Source organism: Evansella sp. AB-rgal1, assembly GCF_041820985.1.
GTDB lineage: Bacteria > Bacillota > Bacilli > Bacillales > Salisediminibacteriaceae > Evansella.
The window spans coordinates 1-16,119 of sequence record NZ_JBGUAU010000006.1; the positions used below are offsets into that span (position 1 = coordinate 1).

The window sequence follows — 16,119 nt, forward strand, 5'->3', positions numbered from 1 at the left end:
TAACAATACCAGGTACAGGAACGTCAGCACCATCAACGACACAGCTAACACAGAATTCAACATATATTGTAGTGTCAGGAGATACCCTATCCGGAATTGCTTCAAGGAATGGAACAACGGTTAACGCAATAAGACAAGCAAACAATTTAACAAGTGATTTTTTACGTGTTGGACAAGTATTAACGATACCTTCTTCATCAGATAGTGTTTCAACAAACAATAATCAGACAGAAAATGTACAGCAAGAGGAATTATTATGGCTTGCCAAAATCATTCATAGTGAAGCAAGAGGGGAGACCTTATTAGGTCAAATTGCAGTAGGGGCAGTTATCATGAATAGAGTGGAAAGTAATTTATTCCCTAATACTGTGCAAGAGGTCATATTTCAAAATACAAATGGACTATTTCAGTTCACTCCTGCTTCCAATGGTACATTAAACTCAGCTACGCCAAATGAAACAAATTTTGATGCCGCAAGAAGGGCACTTCAGGGAGAAGATCCAACAAATGGTGCACTTTATTTTTATAACCCAAGTAAAACCAATGATCAGTGGGTGAGAAGTAGAACAGTATCAACTACAATTGAAAATCATGTCTTTGCATATTAAGAAGGAGTGTTTAAAGGTGAACGACCTTTAAACACTCCTTAAATCTTTCAAACAACATTAGGTAAAATTTTTGGTTGAATTGTATTATACAAACTATGCGATTCCTCTTGTGTAAGTGGAATTAGTGGTAATCGAACAGAACCTACATTCAGTCCTATCATTTCTAATGCCGCTTTTACAGGAGTTGGATTTGGTGCACTAAATAGAGCTTTCATCATAGGTAATAGTTCTCGATGTATTGAAGCTGCATATTTGTTATCACCATTTTCAAACGCAGTGATCATTTTTTTCATATCACTACCAATGATATGAGATGCTACAGAAACAACTCCGTGTCCACCAATGGATAAAAGAGGTAATGTTAAGCTATCATCTCCACTGTATACTAAGAAATCCTCTGGTGTGTTTTCAATAATAGTAGCGATTGATTCTAAATCACCACTAGCTTCTTTAATACATATAATATTTTCTATTTTAGATAAACGAATAACTGTTTCTTCATTAAGGTTTACAACACTTCGTCCAGGAATATTATATAACATAATAGGTAGATCAGTAGAGGTAGCAATTGCTTTAAAATGCTGATACATACCTTCTTGACAAGGTTTGTTGTAATAAGGAGTAACAAGCATTACGCCATCAACACCTGATTTTTGTGCAATTTCTGTCAACTGAATTGATTCTCTTGTATTATTAGAACCAGTACCAGCGATAACAGGTACACGACCATCCACAACCTTCACAACATATTGATATAATGCTGTTTTCTCCTCTTTTGTAAGTGTTGGAGATTCTCCTGTCGTACCACCAACAACAAGTCCGTCTGTTCCATTTGCTAGTAAGTAGTTTATTAGAGATTTCGTAGCTTGAAAATCAATTTCCCCATCCTGACCAAATGGTGTTACCATTGCAGTGATTAATTTACCAAAATTCATTATAAAAACCCCTCTATTCAACAGATTTTGTTCGTCATAAAGACGGCTCAAGTTCCTGAATAGAGCTAAATCCCGGAACCGTGTATAAAATAAAAAAGCAACAACGAAGGGTCTCGTTGTTGCTTGGAAATAACACGGTTATTCCAGCGTGAGATAGCCCTCCATATAGTCGTAAAAACTATATGACAGTTCTGCATCTATTTAATGACAGAACCAGCAACAAGCTCATGAGTAAGATTGCTGCTTCGGCAAAAACCCCTTTCCACATCTATCCACGGGTCTCACTCCCTAAAGATTGTGTACTGATGGTGTTTGCACCTCTACCCTCACTTCAAAGTAAATATTGAAGTAAAGAATTTGAACTTTTTTTAACCTTAACAAATATTATTTTTAATTGCAATACTTTCCCTAAAATCTGTGGGAAAAAATATGTATATTTCTATTCAGGTGTAACATTATTCATATCATTTTATTTTATGTCAATAATAAAAAGAGTGGATTAGTTAATCGAATGTATTTATTATGTCGAAAAGCAAGATAATTCTTTTATATAGATGTTTATATTAGACATTAACTCGTTCGATATGTTATATGTAGTCATTGTTATAATATTTGTGTTGAAGGGGGATTATTTCTTTGAATGTTAACTGGTTAGAATGGTTAGGGTATTTAGCATCTTTAATTGTATTAATATCATTATTAATGAGCTCGATTATTAAGCTTAGGTGGATAAACTTACTAGGTTCTAGCATTTTTGCAATATACGGATTTTTAATTGGTGCCTTACCAGTAGGTTTGATGAATTTAGGAATTGCTTTGATAAATGTTTATTATCTATCGAAAATTTATCAATCGAAAGAGTACTTTAAAATGTTACCTATCGATGATAATTCTCAATATTTTAATTACTTTTTGCAATTTTATAAAAATGAAATTGAAAAAGTAGCAGATAAAGAGCCTTCCAATAGTTATAATTATGAGATTAGTTTTTACATATTGCGTAATATGGTTCCAGCAGGAGTATTTTTAGCTACCAAATATGATGAAGATACACTTGAAGTGGAATTGGACTTTGTTATTCCAGAATATAGAGATTTTAAAATAGGCGCTTATATATTTGAGGATTGTAAATCGTTTTTTTTAACGAAAGGATATTCGAAGTGTATTAGTTTTTCTACTAAAGAAAAACATATAAAGTATTTGCAGAAAATAGGGTTTGAAGAGGTGACCCTAGAAGATGGTCAAAAAGGATATATAAAAAATGTAGATTAAAAAAATACGAGGGAAGAGGACTCTATTTAAACTTCCTCTTTCCTCGTTTAAAATTACGATTATTTCTTAATTAGAAAATTATTGGTCTTTATAAAGAAGTGAAAAAATGAATACATCATAATATTGATCATCTAATAGTTGATGTTCTCGGAGTCTACCTTCTTGACAGAATCCGTACTTTTTCATTAATTTGAGGGCACTTATATTTTGACAATTTGTACTTGCATAAATTTTATTCAGGTTCATTTTTACAAATCCATAATCTAATAATGCTTTTAATCCTTCTGTTGCTAACCCTTTACCCCAAAATTCACTAGCTAGATTTCCACCTATTTCAGCATGATTAGAAACTCTGTTCCAATTTTTATAGCCGCATGTACCAACAATCCGATTTGTTTCTTTTAATTCCACACCCCAATGAATAGAATGAGGATCCGTTGAAGAGTCACTTGCTTTTCTTATCAATTCTTCTGCAGCTTCTAAACTATTTATAGGATCACTTACATCTAGTTTTACAACATTAGGGTCTGAATACAAATAGTAAATATCAAATTTGTCTTCTAGTTTCAGTGAACGAAAAATGAGGTTCTTTGTTTGGAAATGGGGTAATCGAACGTTATTTTTCATTAGAAGGTAGCTCCTTAGATTTTCTAATAATATCTTCTACGTCGAAAACCAGCAATACCAATAAGAGGAATAGCTATTAATGCTCCCGCTGCTAATGGAAAGAAGAATAATCCAGGACCTTGACCTTGAGCAGAAGGTGCTGAAGCTTGACGAAGATATACATTTTCATGGTCTACCTTTTCAATTTTTCCTGCGTATTTCTTTCCGTGATGATCTGTTATTTCAACATCTTGACCCATGCACTCATTACATAAGTTGTAATAATATTGAACAGACATTTTCCCTCACCCTTTTAGTTTTAGATTACGAAACAATTCATTAAGATACTGTTCCTTATTTTTAGAGTATGTGAGAAATAGGGATTTGGAATAGTTAAGTAGCCTGATTTGAAGGAAGGATGCAGGAAAGGTAAAAGGAAAAAATAAGATTCTATGTATAAAAAATAGCCACAGAATTTCTTTAATGTGGCTTACTTTCTATTGGAGAAGTGTTTTGTTGTTGTAATTTCACTTGCTTTTTTGCACGGAACCGATTGCGTTTTCTTTTGTTTTCTAAGAGCTTTAATTCCTTATTTGTAACGGTATTCTTATGAAACTTTACTTTATCTTTATATTTTATAAGGAGTCTAGCTGTATTAATTGTATCATCAATACCACGATGAGCTTGACCGTGAGCATCTAATTCAGCTAATTGTAGTGCATTTTTTAACCCAAGCTGTCCCTTTGTATCATGTTCCAACGCTTTTCCAATTTGTGGTTGAATATCATTATAATTTTGAAACCAGTCCAAAGCTAATTTATTTCGAGAACACTGATCAAGGATATGTACTTTGTCGTCCTTTCCCCACGAACATAAGTAATACCCTTCTCCTAACCAATCCGCAAATTTCTTTATTCCAGAGTTAAAGGGTATCGCTTTCTTAACATCTTCTTCGGTCATCTTTATAAATTTTTTTGTACTTTTCGGGATATGCCCACTTTTTGGCAGCATATATATTTGTAATTCTTCAATAATAGTACCTTCATTTAAATCCACTTTGCATGCTCCAATTTCCACAATTTCAGCAAGTTGTCCTTTTTTAAATCTTTTAACTAATTCTAAATCATATACTACAGCTATCAAGAAAATCATTCCTTTCTAATCTCTATTGTAACCAATCTTTGATTACTAATAAACCATGAGATTGACCACCAACACTCATATAGAAGTAAATCTGTTACTACATTCAACATACTTTTTTCGATTAATAAGACGGGGAGACTAAACTAATTTACAGTGATGAAGTTAATAATCGATTAGGGGAATAAAAATGAGTGTGAGTATTAAAGAGATTAATGAATCGATCTGGAAAGAATGTATCTCACTACAAGGGAGAAACATTAGCATTAAGGACTCTGTTATTATCATGACGCGCAACGAAGAGGGTCCTAAACCAAATTTGTTTGGAAAATAGCTAATTGATACTATTCGTTTATAAAGTTTTCGGAATATTAACTATATTTTACATGGATACGTGTGCTATTATTTTACTAGTTTCATATATTACGGAGGTGTAAAATGTTACGAATGAAAATATCAAAAAAGTGGATTTCTCTGCTCCTTATCACCATTTTAGTTTTATCAACGTTTGGTTTTGGACAAGCAACCTATGCTAATCCTCATTTAGTTCCAGGACCAGCTAATCGAGTGGTTGATGTGACTATATCACCTAATGATATTGGACTATCTATAGGTGAAGAATTGCAACTAGATGCAACTGTAACGTATTCGAACAATCTGAAAAATTCTAAAGTTGTATGGTCTTCTGATGATACATCTGTTGTTACAGTTTCTAGGGATGGAGTATTACAGGCAATAAGACCTGGTGTTACTACCGTTTCTGCTACTGGATCTCGAGGAAGAACGCAACTAACAGAAAGGGTTCAAGTATTTGTATACGATGCTGAAAACAGTATTGAAAATGCACGAAATAAGATAGGTGAAACAGTAACAGTAAGAGGAATAGTCAATGTAGATAATTATCAACTTCAAGCAGGTAGATTAAATGTGTATATACAGGACCCCTCAGGAGGGATCCAGTTATTTAACTTTAGTCCGCAACAGTTTCCTGAGCTAAGTGAAGGAGATTATATAGAAGTATCAGGCGATGTTGGAATATATAATGGAGTTACACAAATAACAGTTTCTCATATTCAAGTTTTAGGTACTGATAAATCAATACTTGCGAAAGCAGTTAATATTGCGGATATAATGGATACGGAATTGGCAGAGTCACTACAGGGGCAATTAATTACTTTTGAGGGTTTTTTCCAAACTGTTCCTACTTACTACTTTGGTGGTGCTAACGTTTCCGCCGTTGATGAAGATTTTCAAACCATGGTTTTACGTGTTTGGGAATCAACAGGGATTTTTCTTGAAGATATTGAACCTAATAACTGGTTTGAAATAACTGGTGTAATGAGTAAATATAATAATGCGTTCCAAGTTTTACCTAGGAAGCAAGATGATATTGTCCTCTCTGAAGTTCAAAAGGACAGACCCACAACAAAGGATCGAGAGTTTGAAGTGACTGTTGATCGAGTGGTAGACGGAGATACAATTCGAATTCTAGAACCTGTTTTTGGTGCTACAAATGTTCGTTTCTTAAACATGGATACAGCAGAGACATATCATGCAGTACGAAATGATTTAGACCAACATCAAATGGATCATGGAATTCGTGCAGGAGAATATTTACGAAATTATTTAAGTGGTGGAGACCGAGTCATTGTTCGCCTTGGAGAAGAGCCTTTAGATGCTTATGGTCGTCTTCTTGCAGAGGTTATTACTTTAGATGGAGTAAATACCAATTTGGAGATGGTTCGCCAAGGGGAAGCTGTAACTTACTTTATTTATCCGTTCGAGCATGAAACAGTAGAAGTGTATGCGGAAGCAGCAAGAGAAGCTCGGGAAAATAAACGTGGAATATGGAGTTTGGATGATCCGTTGCTTGAGGAGCCATTTGTATTCCGAGCAAGAGAGCGAGGGGACAGTAGTTTATCGAGGTTTGTAGGTAATTATGACACGAAGGAATTTGTTGAGCCTAATCAATATGCCATTATTCCAGCAGAAAACAGAGTGTTTTTTAGTGAAAGTGAAGCTATACAACTAGGATATGAGAAAAAAGAGTTAAGTGATGAAGAATTAGCCTTTGTTGACAAAAATTATGTGAAGCTTAATGTATTAGCAAATCATAATATAACACGTCTAACAGGGGATTTAGTATTACCAGGAGAAGGATTATATGGCTCTATAGTCACTTGGGAGAGCAGTAATACGGATGTTGTAGGTCATGATGGGGTTATTAATAAGTCTCTTGAAGAAGCAACAACAGTTACGTTATCTGCTACCATTATATATGGAGATACACCACAAGTGTTAGAATTAGACGTTACTGTTCTTGAACCAATTATTACGATTGTGGAGTGGGATTTTGAAGATCAATCTCTTATCTCTAATGATGGTATTCCAGCGAATACTAACCGTACTATCTCAAGAGAAAGTTCCTTGAATCCATCTTATCCACAAGGAACTGGTGGTAGTGGAACGTATGCACTAAATACGAATAACTGGCATGATGGGGCGGGTTCGAAGTATTATATGATTGATTTTGAAACAATTGGATTCAGTAATATTAAGATTTCATCAAAACAGATGGGATCTAATACCGGGCCACGTGATTACCAACTTCAATATAGTTTAGATGGGGAAAACTGGTTGGATTTTGGAAATGAAATTATTGTTGCGAATAACTGGAATTCTGCAGTTGTTGAAGAAGTTGAACTTCCATCAGAAACTTTCAACCAAGATAACGTTTATGTTCGTTGGTTAATGACATCTAACACGAGTATTAATGGTGGAACTGTAGGCTCAGGTGGAACAAGTCGAATTGATGATATTGTTATCACAGGAAATCCATCCCCTTTATCAGATGAGGTTTCAGTGGAATTGGATACTAGAAACCTAGAAATTTTTTATCAAGGAGCTGACGATAATTCCAATGTAACGCAAGATGTATTACTTCCTGACACAGGAATTTACGGATCTATTATTACTTGGACTTCAAGTAATGAAGAGGTAATAACGACAGAAGGAGTTGTTACTTCTCAAGAAGAAGATGTTGTTGTTACGTTGACGGCCACGATAAATAAAGGTGATGCTTCGAATATAAAAGAATTTGAATTAACAGTTTTAGGTGAAGACTCTGTTCCGCCAGTTATTGTGGAACCTTTGATTGGTTATTGGAACTTTAATTCTAGTGGCTTCAGTAATGATTTAACTAGCGGAGGAACCTTAGAGTCAAATCAAGGAATAGCACTACTTAGAACAAACTTTACCAGTATTTCAGAGTTTGCTGGTACTACTATAAATGTTTTGGGTGATGACCAAAGTGGAGGTTCCTTATCACTTATTGGAAATGCTAATAATGGAAACTTTGTGGAGTTAGAATTCTCTTCCCTAGGATTAGAAGATATTATGATTAGCTTTGCTACTCGTGGAACTGGAACAGGGTTTGATGAACATCAATGGAAATACTCACTAGATGGAGAAAGCTATATTGAATTTGGAGAAAATACGGCGAGAAGAGAAACAAGTTTTCAGTTAAAAACATTGTCTCTTCCTAGTGAAGTAAACGATGTCGGACCTATATTTGTCAGGGTTTACTTAAACGGTGCAACTAGCACTTCCGGTAACAACCGAATTGATAATTTACAAATTAATGGAACGATAATCGAATAACCTAAAACAACCTAAGCCATCATTGGTTTAGGTTGTTTTTTATTTTCTTTTTGTTGTGAATGAAGTAAAAGATAAGGGAAGTCAAATGTAGGAGCTATAGTACTCTGATATATTGTATATAGTAGAAAAGTGAAGAAATTTTATTGTATGATTTTCCATATCAAGAATACAATTATTTTAATACACATGAAATTTTCCACAATCGAAGGAGGACTTTCACATGGAAGAGAAGGTATTGATTGTAGAAGGAAATAAGGACTTAAAACAAATCAAAAAAATTCTTGATGAGCCAGTAGATATTATTTGTACATATGGAACGTTAAGTGAAGAGAAATTAGAGAATTTGATCTACCCTATTGAGGATTTAGATGTTTACATATTTGTGGATGCGGATAGTTCTGGAGAGAAGATAAGAAAACAATTAAAAAGAGAATTACCTAATGCAACTCATTTATATACACGTAAAGGATTTCGCCAAGTGGAAACAACGCCATTAGCTCATCTTAGTGACATATTGAAAGAGTATTTTGAAGTGAAACATACACAATTTTTTTAATTTTTGTTATTACTTTTTGATCTGCTCGCTGATTGTAAAGATATTGTAAAATTTCGTCAAAATAAAGGGGTCAGACTAATGAAAATAGTATATTAATAGTAGAAATCTATTTAACTGAGGTGACTATATTGCAAAAAACAATTATTTTTGGACACAGGGGATCTGCAGGAACATATCCTGAAAATACTATGGAGTCATTTAAGGCTGCTTATGAAGCAGGTGCAGAAGGATTAGAGTTTGATATACATTTAACAAAGGATCTTGTTCCGGTAGTAATACATGATGAAACAATTAACAGAACAACCAATGGAGAAGGATGGATCAAAGATTTAACGTTAGAACAACTGAAAACATATGATGCTGGAAACTGGTTTGATAACTCTTTTAAAGGAGCTACAATTCCTACTTTAGACGAGCTACTTCAGTGGGTTTCAACCACTTCCTTATTATTAAATTTAGAATTGAAGAGCGGACTTGTTCGATATCCTAATGTAGAAAAGATAGTGCTAGAATATTTAACTAAATATGATGTAAAAGAACGTACTATTATTTCATCATTTAACCACTATAGTCTTGTAGAAATTAACAAATTAGATCCTGAAGCAGAAACGGCAATTTTATTTATGGAGGGTATTTACGAACCGTGGAATTATGCAAGGAGTATTGGTGCTAGCGGGTTACACTGTTATTTACCAGTAGCTGCACCGGATCTATTACAAGGTGCGCAGAAAGCAGGAATGCCAGTTCGTCCGTTTACAGTAAATGAAGAAAAACATATGTATGCATTGATAAAAGGTGGTTGTTCTGCAATTATTACGGATTATCCAGAAAAGGCAATCGCGATTCGAAATGAACTTAATAGTAAGTAACTAGAGGCAGGCACTGAAGTATGTGGGGGCTTTAACTCCACTCTCAGTGTCTCATTATACTGGAGGAGTCTCTTATGAGTAAAGACAAGCCATTTTCTTACGGAAAAATATTTGCAATTGGTAGCGGTTTCTTTGCGTTAATGCTTGTATGGACGTTTTACAATGCATACATGCCTCTCATCCTAGGCGATTACATTGAGAGTCGTGCTATCCGTGGAGCGATCATGGGTTTGGATAATTTACTTGCAGTGCTACTTATTCCTATTATTGGTGCCTGGTCTGATAATGTGGATACGAAAATCGGTAATAGGCTTCCTTTTATTGTAGTAGGAATGCCCATAGCTGCAATATTTTTTATATTATTGCCTTATGGTGCAGCCGTTAGCTTATGGATTCTTCTAGTTGTAGATATTATTTTCCTGCTAGCTATGACTATTTATCGCGCTCCAGTTATTTCCTTAATGCCAGATCATACTCCATTAGAGAAACGATCAACAGCAAATGGAATCATTAATTTAATGGGGGGAATTGGTGCCATTATTGCGTTATTTGGATTATCAACTTTATATGGTATAGATCGATCATACCCGTTTATTGTTGCTGGATTATTACTGTTATTCTCCTTTTTATTTTTATATTTTACGGTTGATCGTAGACCTCCATATGTCAGTAGTTCTAAAGAAAATCTAGAAGAGGTTCAAGCTACAAAATCCTTCACCAACAGTATTCAAAGGTTGAGACAACCTCAATTTAGAGGGCATCTGTTTATTTTAATTGCTATTTTTATTTATTTTATTGGATATGCAGGTATGGAAGCTCAATTTACAACGTATGCGGTAGAATATTTACAAATGGAAGAAAGTACAGCTGGTTTAACACTAGGATTTTTCAGTTTATCTTTTGTTATTTTCGCCATACCTGCCGGGCTGCTAGGGAGTAAGTTAGGGAAATCGCCTGTTATGCTTATTGGTCTAATTATCTTACCACTTATCTTTTTGTGTATTCCTTTTTTACCACATTTAAGCTCTATCTTACCTAATATAAATCAGGTGTTATTGCTTCAACTCGTTCTTTTTACTGGAGGAATTGCTTGGGCACTAATAAATGTTCAAGCGTATCCATTAGTGGCTGACTTAGGTGGGAAAAATAAAATTGGATTTTTTACAGGACTGTATTACTTATTCTCAATGGCTTCCTCCATTGTTGCGCCGGGTTTTTTAGGACTATTAATGGATTTGTTTAGTCATCCAGCCCTGTTCTTTGGTGCATCAGCTAGTTTCCTTCTAGCTTTTTACTTTCTAAGAAAAGGAAGCAATATTATTAAAAAAAGTAATTTACTTTCAATAGAAGAAGGAAATCAATACTAGATAGTTTACTACGTATAGACCGCGCGTATTTTCAGAATTGACTACATTATATTAAGTATGATGATGTTGAAAAAAGGGCTAAGTGTTCCTCACTCATAGCCCTTTTCCATTTCACTTACTAAGTAAGCATTTTTTTACAATTTGGACATAATGATTTGTCAAAGTCATGGGGAAGTGTAGTTTTACAATTTTTACAAACGTTTTTTGGTATTTCTTCTATCTTTTTTTGTCTTTCTTTTTCTTGGTTATTCTTTACGAAGTAAACAATAACAGGAATCATTATTATTAAGACTAAGAGCACGATCCAGCCTGACATAGAAACAACTCCTTTTTCACATTGGTTATAGAAATAGTTTTTCTAGATTTAAAATAAAGAAAGGCTTGAGAGAACACCCCCTTATTCTGTATTTATGAGAATGATCAGTTTGGTATGCAAGAATAATGATTATTACATAGTTTCCTTGGCAACGTTAAAATAAGAATAATGAATGTATTTAAAAAAGAATATAATTAAAGGGGAAGGGTAATGGATAATACTATCCAAAAAAAGTTAACAAATTTATTTAATTGTATCGAAATATATTCTGAGTATTCAATTAAACCTACAAAAATCAATAAGTTTAATTGGAATGGTAGTGTGCATGATTTTAAGGTTGTATATTACTTCAGGAAGTGGGGGGTACTTAGTGAAGGGGGAGTGTGGACGTAACAATGGAGGCAGATCATGCATACCGCGAATTACGGAGGTGCCCGTTTCCACGTTTGTACTACCAGATAACTTAAAAAGAAGAAAAAAATAACAAAGAGAAAGGGAGAGAGAATTAAGTATTATAAAAGTTAACAATAATTATATTATGTAAACTAAAATAAAGTTAAAAGGAGGGAGGTTGATATAAATTCCAGTCTCACTCCTTATATTGTTATTCGTCCTTTTCCCGTTGGTCCATCTTCTTCACAGCATCTTGTAGTTCCGTATTCGTAAGATGTGTGTAAATCATCGTTGTTTGTACAGATGTATGACCAAGTTGGCGACGAAGCTTTGGTATATCATTGTTTTCCATTTGGTAACGTGTAGCAAATGAATGACGTAATTTGTGAACTGATAATGCCGGTTTACCGAAAGCTGTTGCATATTTTTCTACTAGTTTTTCCACCGAACGGGCAGTTAGTCTGCGAGTTGTTCCTTTAGGACCCATTGGTGCAGCAACAAAGAGAGCTTTAAAGTTTTTCTCAAGTTGGTAACGCTCTGTACGAATAGCGATATATTCTTTTAAATCTAACATGGCTTGCTCACTAAAATATACGAATTGCTCTTTATTTCCTTTACGAATAACTCGAACAGTGAACTTTTTGAAATCAATATCATCCACATCTAATCCGATTACTTCCGATAGTCGGAGGCCAGAACCGAGAATGAGGGAGACAATTGCAGTATCACGTTCACAATTTTTTTGATGGAAATTATAGAGTTTTTTGTTTTCCTGGTTTTGAACACCATAATCATAAGCCACAAATTGACGGAAGAGTTCATATTCGTCACCACGTAAGATTTTTCCTTCCATACGATTTGCAATGGTTTCTTGATCTTCCTTAATGTTGTTTAATTCCATTTTTGCCATCACATTACGATATAAATAGGGCTCTAATTCAGAAGTTTCTGCAATATTTTGTAAATAGTGAAAAAGAGACTTTAAAGCGGAAAGTTTCCGATTTACAGTTAAATCTGAGTTATGAAGCTTAAATTCTAGGAAAGAAAGAAAATCCTCCACTTGCTGACGAGTGAGTTTTTCTAGAACCTCTAGAGGAACATCTTTACGAGTTCCTTTTACAAAGCCTTCCGCAATCAACCAGTCAAAAAAGATGATATAATCATGACAATAATTAAGTAACGATGCTGGTGATAGAATTCGTTTTCGTTTATCTATGTATTCAACAACATACCAAGGGAGGTTTTCAGATTTTTCTTCAATTCGTTCCATAAAACGTTTTTTGTTATCTTGGTCCAAAATTAACCAACTCCTTTGATATCATTTTAACATTATCAGTTTACTTCGTCAAAATGATATTTTACGTAATAATGTATCGATTAGAATGAAGTGATGTTGAGTGCCCCCTTTGAGCAACATTCTTCGGAAAACTGCTATTTTAGTTAAAAATAAAAACAAGTCGAATATCAAATCCATGTTTGATACTCGACTTTTAAGTTAATTATGATTCCTGGACCCATTTGTTGATTATGGCATCTGAATTTGTTTGTTTCGCTTTTTCAAGGAGATAATTCATATCAATGTTTTTCTCATAATGAATATGAAACATTCGTTCGGCCCAGTCATAATCATCTATATATTCAGGATGATCCTTATTACTTGCTATTGCCGATTCTAAGCGATGAATAATGATATCTTCAATTCCTATTACATAAATGCATTGGTTATTCGGTAATTGTAGTTGCAAAATTTTATCCAAACTTCCTTCTAAATAACTACTTGGAATCTCAATAGCAATTTCTAAGTCCTCGTGATACCAGATTCTATTTATTTTTTTGAAGTCTAATTCATTCGTTAGTAAATCATTGAATTGTTCCCATCCATCAGTGATTAGGTCAATATCATGAGTGGTATAATGACCCTTTGTATAGATTTCTACGGATAATCCTCCAACTATAATTGGTTTAATCCCCTTCGGTTCGAAGTATTCAGTAAGTAATGCAGAAAATTGAAGCATTTTATTAAACTTATTTTTTGTTTTTAACGTTGCAACTTCTCGTTTTAACTGTTCAAGTGTAATCATAGTACATTACCCTGTCTGAAAGATATTTGATTTTTCCTTCTCTCTCTGCTTTTTTCCAACTTGCAATTGCTAGCTTCGTTAGAGCTTCGGATTCTTCTTTGGAACGAGTTCTACCTCGGAGTTTTCGTGGTGTATGTTTAGAATTTTCACGTATACGACTCTCTACTTCCTTTTTTCTTTCATCAATTTGAGAAGTAAGTTCATCAAAGTTCATTTTCCGCATGTTACATACTCCTAACTCAAGAAATGCTATTTTCTTTATTTTACTTTAAATTGGAAAGTTATTCTAGGTTTCTAAACTGACTTAATAAATCATTCAAATATTTCTTTGTATTTATCTTCCTTATAGCCGGAAATTTCTTTCATTATCGTTGTTAATTGTTTATTTTCTTCATGCAGTTCATCAATATAATAATCTCCACGAATCCGTCCTTCGTGAAAAATAATAGCACGGTCGATCACATGCTCAATTTCTTCCACAAAATGGGAAGATAACAATATGGTTTCATCTGTTCGCAAGTTAGTAATCATCATTTTGATAAAATCACGTCTTGTAAACATATCCTTACCTAAAAACGGTTCATCTAGTAAAATGTACTTTGCTCCCTTTGAAAATCCAGCACAAATTTCCAACTTGGACTTTTGGCCTCGAGAGAATGTTTTAATCTTATAATGAGGGTTTATGTCAAAGTACTTTAGTAGTTTCTTATATTTTTCCATATCAAATTTCGGGAAAAAATCAGCTAGAAACTCTCCATATTGCGTAGGAGTTAGATTCGGTAAATAACTCCCCTCTTCTGTAATGAATGCAATGTTGTCATATTGCTGCTCTATTGGTTGTCCGTCAACAAGTATTTTTCCACGGCGAAGTTCACCAAGGCCCATAATTGCTTTAAGAAACGTAGATTTACCAGCTCCGTTTGCTCCTAATATGCCAACAATTTCCCCTGTGTTTATTTTAACTGATTCATTTGCTAATCCGACCTTTGAAGAACCGTAAATTTTGCACACGTTAGTAAGTTCGATCATTGCTTACCCTCCCTTCTATTCCTGTTAATCAAATGAGATATTCATAAAATTTCGGTAATCTCTGAAACTATAGCTAATTCCATGTGCATAGTTTGTTAAGGTGTCAATTTGTATTAAATCATCATTATTATCTGTAACAAGCTCGCCCTTGTATAGTAACTCGGAATCTTCAAAAACATAGATATAGAAATAAATTGGTTGAGTAACCTCAGGTGGAGAATAATTTTCATCTCCCGCTTCACGAACTGTTCGGGCAACATAAAGCTTATTATTTTTATAGATCATTTTTTCCACTGAATGAAAAGAATCAAATTTTTCATTCAGAAAGTCAGTACGAACAACATCAACTACCTCGACTCCATTTGAAAGGGAAAAACTTGCTATTGTATGGTTCGTATCACCTAAATTACTATCAAAGTTTAGCGTAATGATATCATCCTCTTCATTCTCATAAGCTTTGTAAGATGGATAGTGATTTTCAGATTCTCTGTCTTCTGAGAAAAACTGTTCCACATAGGCAGTACCGAGTTCCTCCCCAGAAGTAGAAACCCCTTTTATTAGAAGTTTATCACCTTCTTGCATCACGACAACAAGGTTGTCATTTACACTCTCTAATCCTAAAACGGATAACTTTGGTAAATCAGGATTCGTGTTTTGTTCAAATGAATATGTTGTAACTTTACGAGACTCAGGTAATTGAGTTCTCGGGATGTTTTCGGTTTCTACAAGAGCTAATTCGTATATAGAATTTTTACCTTTAAAGTCACTTGTATTAGGAACCATAAAGTAAATGTTTTCCCCAGTAGACGTTAATCCGTATTCTAAATGGTTTGTTGATGTTGAGCCTGGTGTAGTAGTATTCAGAGATGTATAGCCCATCCTTTGAATGCTTGAAAAACTTACTTTATCGTAGGAAATATCAAAAGTTCCTATAAAACCAGAATTGCTAATTCGGAACTCATACTCTATGCCATCTAATTCCAAAGGAATATACAAGCCTGGCATATAACGTCTTGGCTGAGTTTCAAATATAGAATAGTCAAAAATTTCTGTATAGCTGCTCACCTCATTTTTACTAATAGCAAAATGTGTACTATGATAACCGTCTTTAAGTTCACCTTGTATTGTGATGTTATCCAACGAAGAGCGATCTCCGTAATGATCAATGAATCTAAAAGTGATATCGTCTTTAGCGGTATACACTTGGGATAGTAGTAGACTTATGAGAGAGAATGTTGTAATGCTTACGATAATGATCATATGTCGTTTAATAAAATCCATAGAGTT

The 16,119-nt window shown here is 34.1% G+C and carries 16 protein-coding genes and 1 riboswitch; of the genes, 7 read left to right on the top strand and 9 right to left on the bottom strand.

What is annotated here, in order from left to right; translation table 11 throughout:
- Nucleotides 1-608, top strand: a 608-nt coding sequence (locus ACERII_RS06120) for a cell wall hydrolase (RefSeq protein ID WP_373640837.1), incomplete at its 5' end; no start/stop codon positions are given.
- Nucleotides 609-655: 47 nt separating this feature from the next.
- Here the strand turns inward: ACERII_RS06120 and dapA are convergent.
- The gene (gene dapA, locus ACERII_RS06125) at nucleotides 656-1,543 is read right to left on the bottom strand and encodes a 4-hydroxy-tetrahydrodipicolinate synthase (protein ID WP_373640838.1); all 888 of its coding nucleotides are present in this window, start codon (nucleotides 1,541-1,543) and stop codon (nucleotides 656-658) included.
- Nucleotides 1,544-1,689: 146 nt separating this feature from the next.
- Nucleotides 1,690-1,874, bottom strand: a riboswitch (Lysine riboswitch).
- Nucleotides 1,875-2,179: 305 nt separating this feature from the next.
- Here dapA and ACERII_RS06130 point away from each other — a divergent pair.
- Complete coding sequence (locus ACERII_RS06130; RefSeq protein WP_373640839.1) at nucleotides 2,180-2,815, top strand: hypothetical protein; 636 nt, start codon at nucleotides 2,180-2,182, stop codon at nucleotides 2,813-2,815.
- 78 nt (nucleotides 2,816-2,893) lie between these two features.
- Here the strand turns inward: ACERII_RS06130 and ACERII_RS06135 are convergent, their stop codons facing one another.
- The 3 genes from ACERII_RS06135 to ACERII_RS06145 all read right to left on the bottom strand — a co-directional run bounded on the left by ACERII_RS06135 (nucleotide 2,894) and on the right by ACERII_RS06145 (nucleotide 4,564).
- Complete coding sequence (locus ACERII_RS06135) at nucleotides 2,894-3,442, bottom strand: GNAT family N-acetyltransferase (RefSeq protein WP_373640841.1); 549 nt, start codon at nucleotides 3,440-3,442, stop codon at nucleotides 2,894-2,896.
- Nucleotides 3,443-3,465: 23 nt separating this feature from the next.
- On the bottom strand, nucleotides 3,466-3,720 hold the full coding sequence (locus ACERII_RS06140) for a hypothetical protein (protein ID WP_373640842.1): 255 nt from the start codon (nucleotides 3,718-3,720) through the stop codon (nucleotides 3,466-3,468).
- A 181-nt stretch (nucleotides 3,721-3,901) separates the two neighbouring features.
- Nucleotides 3,902-4,564: a 3'-5' exonuclease gene (locus ACERII_RS06145; RefSeq protein ID WP_373640844.1), complete on the bottom strand. Its 663-nt coding sequence runs from the start codon at nucleotides 4,562-4,564 to the stop codon at nucleotides 3,902-3,904.
- 187 nt (nucleotides 4,565-4,751) lie between these two features.
- Between ACERII_RS06145 and ACERII_RS06150 the strand changes: the two genes are divergently transcribed.
- The 5 genes from ACERII_RS06150 (at nucleotide 4,752) to ACERII_RS06170 (ending at nucleotide 11,013) form a co-directional block, all read left to right on the top strand.
- Nucleotides 4,752-4,895: a hypothetical protein gene (locus ACERII_RS06150; RefSeq protein WP_373640845.1), complete on the top strand. Its 144-nt coding sequence runs from the start codon at nucleotides 4,752-4,754 to the stop codon at nucleotides 4,893-4,895.
- Nucleotides 4,896-4,999: 104 nt separating this feature from the next.
- Nucleotides 5,000-8,221, top strand: coding sequence for an immunoglobulin-like domain-containing protein (locus ACERII_RS06155; RefSeq protein WP_373640846.1), 3,222 nt, complete (start codon nucleotides 5,000-5,002; stop codon nucleotides 8,219-8,221).
- Nucleotides 8,222-8,441: 220 nt separating this feature from the next.
- Entirely contained in the window at nucleotides 8,442-8,777 is a 336-nt protein-coding gene (locus ACERII_RS06160) for a toprim domain-containing protein (RefSeq protein WP_373640847.1), read from the top strand.
- Between the two features lie 119 nt (nucleotides 8,778-8,896).
- A complete protein-coding gene (locus ACERII_RS06165; RefSeq protein WP_373640849.1) occupies nucleotides 8,897-9,646 on the top strand; it encodes a glycerophosphodiester phosphodiesterase in 750 nt (249 codons plus the stop codon).
- Between the two features lie 74 nt (nucleotides 9,647-9,720).
- Nucleotides 9,721-11,013 (top strand): MFS transporter, encoded by a 1,293-nt coding sequence (locus tag ACERII_RS06170; RefSeq protein ID WP_373640850.1) that lies wholly within the window; start codon nucleotides 9,721-9,723, stop codon nucleotides 11,011-11,013.
- Nucleotides 11,014-11,933: 920 nt separating this feature from the next.
- On the opposite strand, the gene xerS is transcribed toward ACERII_RS06170, so the two are convergent.
- The 5 genes from xerS to ACERII_RS06195 form a co-directional block, all read right to left on the bottom strand.
- Nucleotides 11,934-13,019: a tyrosine recombinase XerS gene (gene xerS / locus ACERII_RS06175; protein ID WP_373640852.1), complete on the bottom strand. Its 1,086-nt coding sequence runs from the start codon at nucleotides 13,017-13,019 to the stop codon at nucleotides 11,934-11,936.
- A 202-nt stretch (nucleotides 13,020-13,221) separates the two neighbouring features.
- The gene (locus tag ACERII_RS06180) at nucleotides 13,222-13,803 is read right to left on the bottom strand and encodes a hypothetical protein (protein ID WP_373640853.1); all 582 of its coding nucleotides are present in this window, start codon (nucleotides 13,801-13,803) and stop codon (nucleotides 13,222-13,224) included.
- Complete coding sequence (locus ACERII_RS06185; RefSeq protein WP_373640855.1) at nucleotides 13,790-14,026, bottom strand: hypothetical protein; 237 nt, start codon at nucleotides 14,024-14,026, stop codon at nucleotides 13,790-13,792. Before ACERII_RS06185 ends, ACERII_RS06180 begins: the two co-directional genes overlap by 14 nt.
- Nucleotides 14,027-14,115: 89 nt before the next feature.
- Entirely contained in the window at nucleotides 14,116-14,832 is a 717-nt protein-coding gene (locus ACERII_RS06190; RefSeq protein WP_373640856.1) for an ATP-binding cassette domain-containing protein, read from the bottom strand.
- A gap of 24 nt (nucleotides 14,833-14,856) precedes the next feature.
- Nucleotides 14,857-16,113, bottom strand: coding sequence for a hypothetical protein (locus ACERII_RS06195; protein ID WP_373640857.1), 1,257 nt, complete (start codon nucleotides 16,111-16,113; stop codon nucleotides 14,857-14,859).
- Nucleotides 16,114-16,119 lie beyond the last annotated feature (6 nt).